The organism is Pedobacter sp. 05L430, from assembly GCF_056397585.1.
In genome coordinates, this window is the sequence record NZ_JBFTNT010000426.1 from 1 (window position 1) to 2,605 (window position 2,605).

The following is a 2,605-nucleotide window of genomic DNA, read 5'->3' on the forward strand; positions in this document are numbered from 1 at the left end:
GTTTTAAGTGGCGATAAAAGACCTGATTTGCGAAATTACTTCCTTACCTTTCGATTCATCGGGCTTAATATTATCAGCGCTGGTGAATCATCAAAATGAACCAAAACCTAAACCACTAAATGAAAAAACACATCTTATTTTCCTTAGTATTGCTTGCAATAGTAAAATTATCTCTAGCCCAGGAAGGTATTACAAAGCCCACTCCCTCTTCAAAACCTGGCAAATACCAATTAGAACAAATAAATCGTAAATACGGAATGTTTATTCATTTCGGCATCAACACTTTCCATGATGAAGAATGGACCGACGGAACATTACCGCCAACATCTTATAATCCATCTGCAATTGATGCAGAACAATGGGTTAAAACAGCTAAAGATGCCGGGATGAAATATGTAATACTTATTACTAAACATCATGACGGGTTTTGCCTTTGGGACAGTAAGTATACCACCTATGATGTAAATAGTTCTGCCAACAAGACTAACGTAATAGAAGCCGTTGCAAAAGCATGCAAAAAGTACGATATCGGTTTAGGATTATATTACTCTTTATGGGACAGACATGAGAATGCGAAAACCGAGGATACAACTCTGGACAAAGCGTATAATGATTTTATGGTAAATCAAATTAACGAGTTAATTGCTATAACTCAGAAGTCCAAAACTAAAGTTGTAGAGTTTTGGTTTGATGGAGGCTGGGTAAAACAAAACAACAGATGGCCTGCTGCTGAGATCTATAAAGCAATAAAATCTAAAGAACCCCAATGCCAAATAGGAATTAACTGGTCTATAGGTGCACCTGGAAATCCTGATCAGCACATGGTTTTACCTGCTCAGCAAAAAGAAGGCTATCCTATCAGATACTTCCCAAGCGATTTTAGACTAGGTGACCCATACCTCCCTGCAACGCCTGATCCAAAAATATTCTCTCACAATAATGAGAATTACTATATGCCCTGGGAATCCACCATATGCATAAGTTCAAAGTGGTTTTATAACACCAAAGACACTACTTACAAGTCTATAGATAAACTGGTTGAGGATTATAAAATAACTACTGCCCAAAATAATATCTTAATTTTAAACACACCTCCCAATAGAGAAGGAAAAATAAGGCAAAAAGATATTGAACTATTGATGGAATTAAAAAAGCTAATTTCTAAATAGGCATTTCCCAGATAGGTTTTCCGTATCCTGCTGTCAGAATACGATCACGGCTTTTACCAAGCCGTTTTCAAAAGCGATAAGGTCTGAAAACCTATCTTTMACTTCTTCAAATTTCAGTTTGTGCGTGATATAATTTAATGGCTTTATCTGCCCATTTTTTATGCACGAAATCACATGCTCAAAATCAACTKGCAGTGCATTGCGGCTACTTAATAGTGTTGCTTCCCTTTTATGAAATTCGGGGTGACTAAAACTTATTTCCTGTTTTTGTAAGCCTATCAAAACAAAACGAGCGCCATGGGCCATATACTGAAATGCATTATTTATAGCTTTCAAATTTCCTGTACAATCAATTACAACCGTAGGCATATCACCATTTGTAATTGATTTTAATCGTTCAAAAACATCATCAGACACGGCATTTATAACATGCTTTACTCCCAGCTTATCTCTGCAAAATTCCAAACGCTGCATGTTGGTATCCAAAGCAATTACCTCTGCTCCGGCTATCCTGGCAAAATCCATAGTTCCTAAACCTATAGGCCCGGCACCTACAACCAGAACAAATTCCCCAGGTTTAACGCCTGCTCTTCTGATCCCATGAGCGCCAATGGCTAGTGGCTCCACCAATACCAGTTCATCTTCACTCAAACCTTCACCTGCTACCAAGGCATAATCAGGAACAAGAATGTATTCACTCATTGCGCCATCTATATGCACACCGCAGACCTTCATTGTTTCACAGCAATTGGTCTTTCCGTTGCGACAGGCAATACATTCACCACAATAAAAATATGGGCTTATTGTAACCTTATCTCCTTTGTTAAATAAACTTTTCCCTGAAGTTTCAGCAATTTCGGCTGCAATTTCGTGCCCCAGTATTCTAGGATAATTAAAAAAAGGCTGGACACCTTGATAAGCATGATAATCTGTACCACAAATACCTATTGCTTTAATCCTCAACTTAGTATAGCCTTCTATTAACTCTGGTGATACTTTATCTATATATTCAAACTCTCCTGGTGTATTACAAACTAATGCTTTCATTTATTTAAAGGTATCGATATCAACTGTTCCTCTTGCATAGCTTTCCAAAAAGCTTGCGGAATTTTCTTATTTACCATCATTATATTTTCTTTTATTTTCTCTGGACGGGTTGTATTTAAGGCGATGCTGCTTACCCCCGGTATGTTAAATCCAAAATCAAAACACACCTCGGCAGGTTTAACATTAAATTTACTACATAAGGCAAAAAAATTGCTTCTCCATTGGTAAAGTGCTTCACCTTCTACAGTGTGTTTGTTTACTTTTTGATAATTGTAAAAATCACTCCCTATTAAGAATCCCCCATTAAATACGGCCGAATTAATAACTACAATATTCTTCTCCTTTAAATTAGCAATAAATCTGACTAAATCTTCTGGATGTGACTTTAC

General features: G+C 37.0%; 3 protein-coding genes. 1 reads left to right on the forward strand and 2 read right to left on the reverse strand.

The window, feature by feature from the left end:
- Window positions 1-119: 119 nt before the first annotated feature.
- Complete coding sequence (locus AC1DG9_RS25905) at window positions 120-1,169, forward strand: alpha-L-fucosidase (protein WP_337717817.1); 1,050 nt, start codon at window positions 120-122, stop codon at window positions 1,167-1,169.
- A gap of 33 nt (window positions 1,170-1,202) precedes the next feature.
- Here AC1DG9_RS25905 and AC1DG9_RS25910 read toward each other — a convergent pair whose 3' ends face one another.
- Window positions 1,203-2,216 carry a zinc-binding alcohol dehydrogenase family protein gene (locus AC1DG9_RS25910; protein WP_477635551.1) on the reverse strand — a complete coding sequence of 338 codons (1,014 nt, stop codon included), beginning with the start codon at window positions 2,214-2,216 and terminating at the stop codon, window positions 1,203-1,205.
- A partial coding sequence (locus tag AC1DG9_RS25915) for an aldo/keto reductase (RefSeq protein ID WP_477635552.1) occupies window positions 2,213-2,605 on the reverse strand: 393 nt, incomplete at its 5' end. The genes AC1DG9_RS25915 and AC1DG9_RS25910, both read right to left, overlap by 4 nt.

Bases quoted from the DNA above. Each gene is read 5' to 3' on its own strand.
- AC1DG9_RS25905 (WP_337717817.1), top strand. From the start codon at position 120: ATGAAAAAACACATCTTATTTTCCTTAGTATTGCTTGCAATAGTAAAA.